The 7568-nt window shown below is 73.6% G+C and carries 1 protein-coding gene and 1 pseudogene; both read right to left on the bottom strand.

All coding sequences use genetic code 11. From position 1 onward, the window contains the following. Positions 1–6549, bottom strand: a pseudogene (locus ACN6LM_RS37240) (SDR family NAD(P)-dependent oxidoreductase); the annotation flags it as partial. A gap of 161 nt (positions 6550–6710) precedes the next feature. Further along, positions 6711–7379 (bottom strand): O-methyltransferase, encoded by a 669-nt coding sequence (locus ACN6LM_RS37235; protein ID WP_445069854.1) that lies wholly within the window; start codon positions 7377–7379, stop codon positions 6711–6713. Between the last annotated feature and the right edge of the window lie 189 nt (positions 7380–7568).

Genomic DNA, 7568 nt, shown 5'->3' with positions numbered 1-7568 from the left:
ACCCAGCCACAACGGACGATCCTCCGCCCGCTCCTGCCCATACGTCGCCAGCAACGCCTGCGCCTCGATCGGGTCACCCAACCGCGTACCCGTACCGTGGCCCTCGACGGCATCGACGTCCGCGGCATTGAGACCGGCCACGGCCAGAGCGTGCTGGATGACACGCTCCTGCGACGGACCATTCGGAGCCGTCAGACCGTTCGACGCACCGTCCTGATTGACCGCCGAACCACGCAGCACCGCCAGCACCCGGTGCCCGTTGCGACGGGCGTCCGACAGCCGCTCCAGCAGGAGCATGCCGACGCCTTCGCCCCAGCCGGTGCCGTCGGCGCCGGCGCCGTACGACTTGCAGCGGCCGTCGGGGGCGAGGCCGCGCTGGCGGCTCATGTCCACGAACGTGTCGGGTGTCGACATGACGGTGACACCGCCGGCCAGCGCCAGGCTGCACTCGCCGCGGCGCAGGGCCTGGGCGGCCCAGTGGAGTGCGACGAGCGAGGACGAGCACGCCGTGTCCACGGTCACTGCCGCGCCCTCCAGACCGAGGCTGTAGGCGACCCGGCCGGAGATCATGCTGGCGATGCTGCCGTTGCCGTGGTAGCCGGCGACCTCCTCCGGGAGGGGGCCGAGCCGGAGACCCCAGTCGTGGTACATCGCACCGGCGAACACGCCGGTGTCGCTGCCCTTGACACTGTGCGGGTCGATGCCGGCCCGCTCGAAGGTCTCCCAGGAGGTCTCCAGCAGCAGGCGCTGCTGCGGGTCCATCGCCTGGGCCTCGCGCGGGCTGATGCCGAAGAACTCGGCATCGAAGTCGGCGGCGTCGTAGAGGAAGCCGCCCTCCCGCGCGTAGCTCTTGCCCGGCTTGCCGAGCTCCGGGTCGTGGATCTCGGGGTCCCAGCCGCGGTCCGTGGGGAACGGGGCCACGGCGTCGGTCCCGTCGAGTACGAACTGCCAGAGGTCCTCGGGCGAGGTCACCCCGCCGGGGTAGCGGCAGGCCATGCCGACGATCACGATGGGGTCGTCGTCCACGGCGGTGCCGACGGCGGCACGTGTCTTCGGCGCCCTGCCCGTGTCGAGCAGCTTGTCCACGAGGTGGGCGGCCAGCGCGGCGGGCGTCGGGTGGTCGAAGGTGAGGGTGGCGGTGAGGCGCAGACCGGTCGCGGTGTTGAGCTGATTGCGCAGCTCCACCGCGGCGAGCGAGTCGAAGCCCATCTCGGTGAACGCCCGGTCGGGGTCGATCGCGTCGGCGCTGTCGTGTCCGAGAACGCGGGCGGCCTGGGCGTTGACCAGGTCCCGCAGCAGGTCGGTGCGCTGGGGGTCGGTGAGGCCGGCGAGCCGCTCGGCGAGCGGCAGCGCGCCGCCGGTGGTGCCCTGTGCGCTCGCCCGGCGGACGGGGGTCCTGATCAGGTCGCGGAGCAGGGCCGGTACGGCGGCGCCGCGGGCCCGGGCGGCCGCCGCGTCGACGCGCAGAGGGACGACCACGGGGTCCTCGCCGGTCAGTGCGGCGTCGAGCAGCCGGAGGTTGTCCCGGGTGTCCAGGGCTTCCAGGCCGATGCGCCGCATGCGTTCGAGGGCGGCGGCGTCGAGGGTCTGGCCCATGCCTCCGCCGTCGCTCCACGCGCCCCAGGCGAGGGAAGTGGCCGGCAGACCCGCGGCGGCGCGGTGCCGAGCGAGGGCGTCGAGGAAGACGTTGGCGGCCGCGTAGTTGCCCTGGCCGGCGCCGTCGAGGTGCCCGGCGGCCGACGAGAACAGCACGAAGGCCGACAGGTCCAGGTCACGGGTCAGCTCGTGCAGGTGCCAGGCGGCGTCCGCCTTGGGCCGCAGCACGGTGTCGAGCCGCCGGGCGTCGAGCGAGTCGACCAGGCCGTCGTCGAGCGTGCCCGCCATGTGGACCACGGCGGTGAGGGGGTGCTCGGCGGGGAGAGCGGCGATCAGCCCCTCCAACGCCGTGCGGTCGGCGACGTCGCACGCCGCCACGGTCACCTGGGCGTCCAGCGCGCTCAGTTCGGTACTGAGCTCGGTGACTCCGGGCGCTTCGGTGCCGCGTCGTCCGGCGAGCACCAGGTGGCGTACGCCGTGCTCGGTGACCAGGTGCCGCGCCACGTGCGCGGCGAGGCCGCCGGTGCCGCCGGTGACCAGGACGGTCCCCTCGGGGTTCCACGGCCGGGCGGACGCGCCGCCGGGGGTGGCCGCGGTGGCGAGGCGTGGGGCGAGCAGAGTGCCCGCGCGCACGGCGAGTTCGGGCTCGTCGTCAGCGGCGGCGATGGCGTTCCACAGTCCGGTGGGTACGTCGTCGGCGTCGACGTCGGTGTCGACCAGCAGGAACCGGCCGGGGTGCTCGGCCTGGGCGGCGCGGACGAGACCCCACACGGGGGCCAGGGCGAGATCGACGCGGTCGTCGTCGCCGGTGACGACGGCGCCGCGGGTCACCACGGCGAGGCGGGGAGCGTCGACGTCGTCGTCGGACAGCAGGGTCCGGATGCGCTCCAGCACGGCCGCGGTGGTGGCGCGCACGGCGGTGAGCACGTCGTCGCCGGTACCGGTGCACCGGTACAGCTCGAGGTCGTGCGGGGCATCGCGGCCCGTGTCGGCCACGGGCGTCCAACGCACGGTCAGGAGGGCGTCCTGTCCGGCGGACCGGGCGGCGCGCAGCTGCTCGTCGCTGATCTCGCGGACGAGGAAGGAGTCGACCGTGGCGACGGGGGCGCCGGTGGAGTCGGCCAGGGTCAGGGAGACCTCGTCGCGGCCGGTGGCCTCGATGCGTACGCGGACCACTGTGGCGCCGGTCGAGTACAGCGAGACGCCGCTCCAGGCGAAGGGCAGACGCGTCCGCTCGGACACCGGCTCGTCCGCGGCGAAGTCGGTCGCGTGGAGTACGGCGTCGAGCAGCGCCGGGTGCAGGGCGAAGGCGGCCGCGTCGTCTGCGGCGCCCTCGGGGAGGGCCACTTCCGCGTAGACGTCGCCGTCGGCGCGCCAGGCGGCGCGCAGGCCCTGGAACGCCGGCCCGTAGGCGTAACCCTGGCGGGCCATGTCCTCGTAGAGGCCGGTGAGGTCGATGCTGTGGGCGCCGCGGGGCGGCCACTGGGTCAGGCCGAGCGACTCGGTGGCCGGCGGCGTGGTGTGCGTACGGGTGAGTACGCCGCTGGCGTGGCGGGTCCAGGGCACATCGGCCGAGGCGTCCTCGGCGCGGGAGTAGAACTCCACGGTGCGGCGGGCCGCGGTGTCGGGGGCGCCGACGACCACCTGGAGTGCGACGCCGCCGTGCGGGGGCAGTGCCAGCGGGAGTTCGAGGGTGAGTTCTTCCAGGTGGTCGCAGCCGACCTGGTCACCGGCGCGGACGGCCAGTTCCACGAAGGTGGTGCCGGACACCAGGGTGGTGCCGCCGATGACGTGGTCGGCGAGCCAGGGGTGGGTGCGGGTCGAGACCCGGCCGGTGAGGACGACGCCGCCGGTTCCGGCGAGGCCCACGACGGCGCTCAGGACCGGGTGCTGCGCGGCGATCTGTCCGAAGCGTGAGGCGTCGGCGGTCGCGTCGGGCGCCGCGAGCCAGAAGCGGCGCCGCTGGAAGGCGTACGTGGGCAGCTCGACCCGGCGCGGCCGGTGGCCGTCGAACAGCGCGTTCCAGTCGGAGTCCGCGCCCCGGGCCTGGGCCAGGGCGACCGCCGACAGCAGCGTCACGGGTCCGGGGCGGCCGGCGCGGAGCAGAGGGGCGAAGGCATGGGTGTCCGGCCGGTCGGCGAGGCAGTCGCGGGCCATGGCGGACAGGACGCCGTCGGGGCCGATCTCCAGGTAGGTGCGCACGTCCTGGCCGGCGAGCCAGTCGACGCAGTCGGCGAACCGGACGGCTTCGCGGACGTGGCGGACCCAGTACTCGGGGGAGCACAGTTCCTCGGCGGTGGCCGGCAGGCCGGTGACGTTGGAGACGACGGGGATGCGCGGCGGGTGGTAGTCGAGGATCTGCGCCATCCGGCGGAACTCGTCGAGCATCGGTTCCATCAGCGCGGAGTGGAACGCGTGCGACACGGTGAGGCGCTTGGTCTTGCGGCCCTGCGCGGCAAGGCGCTCGGCCACCGCCAGGACCTCGGGCTCGGGCCCGGAGATCACGACGGCGGTGGGGCCGTTGACGGCGGCGATGCTCACGCCGTCGGTGAGCATCGGACGTACCTCGTCCTCCGCGGCCTGGACGGCCACCATGGCGCCGCCCTCGGGCAGTGCCTGCATCAGCCGGCCGCGGGCCGCGACGAGGGTGGCGGCGTCCTCCAGGGAGAGCACGCCGGCCGCATGCGCGGCGGCCAGTTCCCCGATCGAGTGCCCGGCGAGGAAGTCGGGCCGTACGCCCCACGATTCGAGGAGGCGGAACAGTGCGACCTCGACCGCGAAGAGCGCGGCCTGGGTGTACATGGTCTGGTCGAGGAGCGCCGCCCGCTCCGACCCCTCGGGCGCGAAGAGGACGTCCCACAGGGAGTGTTCGAGCTGGAGGTCGAGGTGGCCGATGGCCTCGTCGAGCGTGTCGGCGAACACGGGGTAGGCGTCGTAGAGTTCCCGGCCCATGCCGAGCCGCTGACTGCCCTGACCGGTGAACAGGAACGCGAGCCGGCCCCCGGACGCGGTGCCGCGCTGTACGCCTGGGGCGTCGGCCCCCTCGGCGAGGGCGCGCAGTCCGCTGATCGCCTCGTCGCGGCCGGCGGCCAGGACCACTCCGCGGTGGGAGAGGGCGGCGCGTGTGGTGCCGAGCGTGTGGCCGAGGTCGGCGGGGGTGATGCCGGGGTCGGCCTCGACGAGGTTCAGCAGGCGGGTGGCCTGAGCGCGCAGGGCCGGTTCGCTGCGTGCGGACAGCGGCAGCAGTACGGTGCCGGCCGCGCGGGGCTCGGGATCGGTGGTGTCTTCCTCGGGGCGCGACGGGTCCGCGGGCTCTTCCAGGATGACGTGGGCGTTGGTGCCGCTGACGCCGAAGGACGAGACGCCGGCGCGGCGCGGGCGGCCGGGGCTGTCCCAGGCGACCGGTTCGGTCAGCAGGCGCACCTGGCCCGCGTCCCAGTCGACGGCCGGGGAGGGGGCGTCGACGTGGAGTGTCGTGGGCAGGACGCCGTGGCGCATGGCCTGCACCATCTTGATGACGCCGGCAACGCCGGCGGCGGCCTGGGTGTGGCCGATGTTGGACTTCACGGAGCCGAGCCACAGGGGCCGTTCGGCGTCGCGGTCGCGGCCGTAGGCGGCGATGAGGGCCTGCGCCTCGATCGGGTCGCCGAGGGTCGTGCCGGTGCCGTGCGCCTCGACGGCGTCGACCTCGGCGGGGGTCAGCCCGGCGTTGGCCAGCGCCTGGCGGATGACCCGCTGCTGGGCGGGGCCACTGGGGGCGGTCAGGCCGTTGGACGCGCCGTCCTGGTTGACCGCCGAGCCGCGGACGACGGCGAGGACCTGGTGGCCGTTGCGGTGGGCGTCGGAGAGGCGTTCGAGTACGAGCACGCCGACGCCCTCGGAGAAGCCGGTGCCGTCGGCCGCGGCGGCGAACGGCTTGGCCACCCCGTCGGGGGCCAGTCCGCGCTGGCGGCTGAAGGCGGTGAAGACGCCGGGGCTGCCCATGACGGCCACGCCGCCGGTCAGCGCGAGCGAGCACTCGCCCCGTCGCAGCGACTGGGCGGCCAGGTGCAGCGCTACGAGGGATCCGGAGCAGGCGGTGTCGACGGTGAGCGCGGGGCCTTCGAGGCCGAGGGTGTAGGCGACGCGGCCGGAGACGACGCTGGGCGCGTTGCCGGCGAGCAGATAGCCGTCGAGGCCGTCGGGGGCCTCGTGCAGCCGCATTCCGTATTCCTGCGGCTCGGCGCCGATGAACACGCCGGTGGAGCTGCCGTGCAGGGATTCCGGGTTGATTCCGGACCGTTCGAGGGCTTCCCACGCGGTCTCCAGGACGAGCCGCTGCTGCGGGTCCATGGCCGAGGCCTCGCGGGGGCCTATCCCGAAGAATTCCGCGTCGAATTCGGCGGCGTCGGGAAGGAATCCGCCCTGGCGCACATAGGTGGTGTGCGGCGTGGCCGGGTCCGCGTCGAAGAGCCTTTCGAGATCCCATCCGCGGTCGTCCGGGAAATCCGAGATGACGTGCTTTCCTTCGGTGACGAGTTGCCACAGCGCCTCGGCGGAGTCGGCTCCGCCGGGGTAGCGGCAGCCGATGCCGACGACGGCGACGGGCTCGTCGTCCAGGGAGCCGGCCGCGACGGGCGCCTCGTCGTCCGTGTCGGTGATGCCGAGGAGTTCGGACCGCAGGCGTTCGGCGAGGTGACGTGGCGTCGGGTGGTCGAAGGCGATGGTGACCGGGAGGGCGAGGCCGGTGGCGGCGGAGATCCGGCTGTGCAGGTCGACCGCGGCCAGCGAGTCGAAGCCCAGTTCCCGGAAGGACAGCCCGGTGTCGACCGTGCCCGCCCGGTCCTGCCTGAACCTGCTCAGGACGTTGCGGACCTCATCGCGGACGAGGTCGGAGAGAATGCGGGTCTGTTCGGCGGCCGGCATGTTCTCCAGCCCGCCGGACAATGCCCGCGCCCACCCCTCCCCCGCCGTTTCCCCATGGTCAGAAAAGAAGCTAGCGGACTCGCTCATCTCAGCACTCCACAGTATTCCTGTATACGCAGACCGACCTCATCCACGTCCGGCCACGGCACACCCGGCACCGTACGTCGGTGAAGAACACCGACTACACCCCTAGCTCCCCCTAACGGACCTCAGAGGGACTTCTTGCGCACCAGCGTGATGCCGTCCGCCATGACGAGGAGGGAAATGTCCACGCGGTCGTCGTCGCGCAGCCGCGCGTTGAGTACGCGCACCGCGGCCGTGTCCGGGTCCTGGGCCTCGGGGTCGATGACCCGGCCGAAGAAGATGGTGTTGTCGACGACGATCAGCCCTCCCGGCCTGAGCAGGGCGAGCGATGCCTCGTAGTAGGCGGGGTAGCCGGCCTTGTCGGCGTCGATGAACACGAAGTCGACGCTCTCCGGGCCCTGTTCGGCGGTGAGCGCGGCGAGGGTGTCCAGCGCGTGGCCGATGCGCAGGTCGATACGCTCCTCGACACCGGCGCGCCGCCAGTACTCGGCACCGATGGCGGGCCACTTGTCGAAGATGTCGCAGGTGATGACCCGTCCGTCGGCGGGCAGTGCCCTGGCCATGCACAGGGTGCTGTAACCGGTGAACGTGCCGATCTCGAGGACGGTGCGGGCACCGGTGAGGCCGACGAGGAGGGCCAGCAGCTGGCCTTCCTCGGCCATGACCTGCATGGCGCGGCCCATGGGCAGCTCGGCCGTCTCGGCGCGCAGGTCACGCAGGACGTCGTCGTCGCGGAGGGAGACCTCGCGTACGTAGTCGAGCAGTTCGGGGCTGGAGAGGATCTGTTCTGCCATGGCTGGTGGGGGCCGCCGTGGTGTGTCGGCGGCCCCGTCCTCCTTCATGAGGGATCGCCGGGCCTGCCGGCCCGGAAGGGGCGTGGTCCGCGGTGCGACGTGACCCCTACGCGGCTGGGGGGGGGGGGGGGGGGGGGGGGGGGGGGGGGGGGGGGGGGGGGGGGGGGGGGGGGGGGGGGGGGGAGGGGG

Source organism: Streptomyces sp. SAS_281, from assembly GCF_052542855.1.
The sequence above is the reverse complement of the archived record's forward strand: the minus strand, read 5'-3'. Positions and strand labels throughout refer to the sequence as shown.

Excerpts from the sequence above, each read along its gene's own strand:
- ACN6LM_RS37235 (WP_445069854.1), bottom strand. The coding sequence starts at position 7,379 with ATGGCAGAACAGATCCTCTCCAGCCCCGAACTGCTCGACTACGTACGC.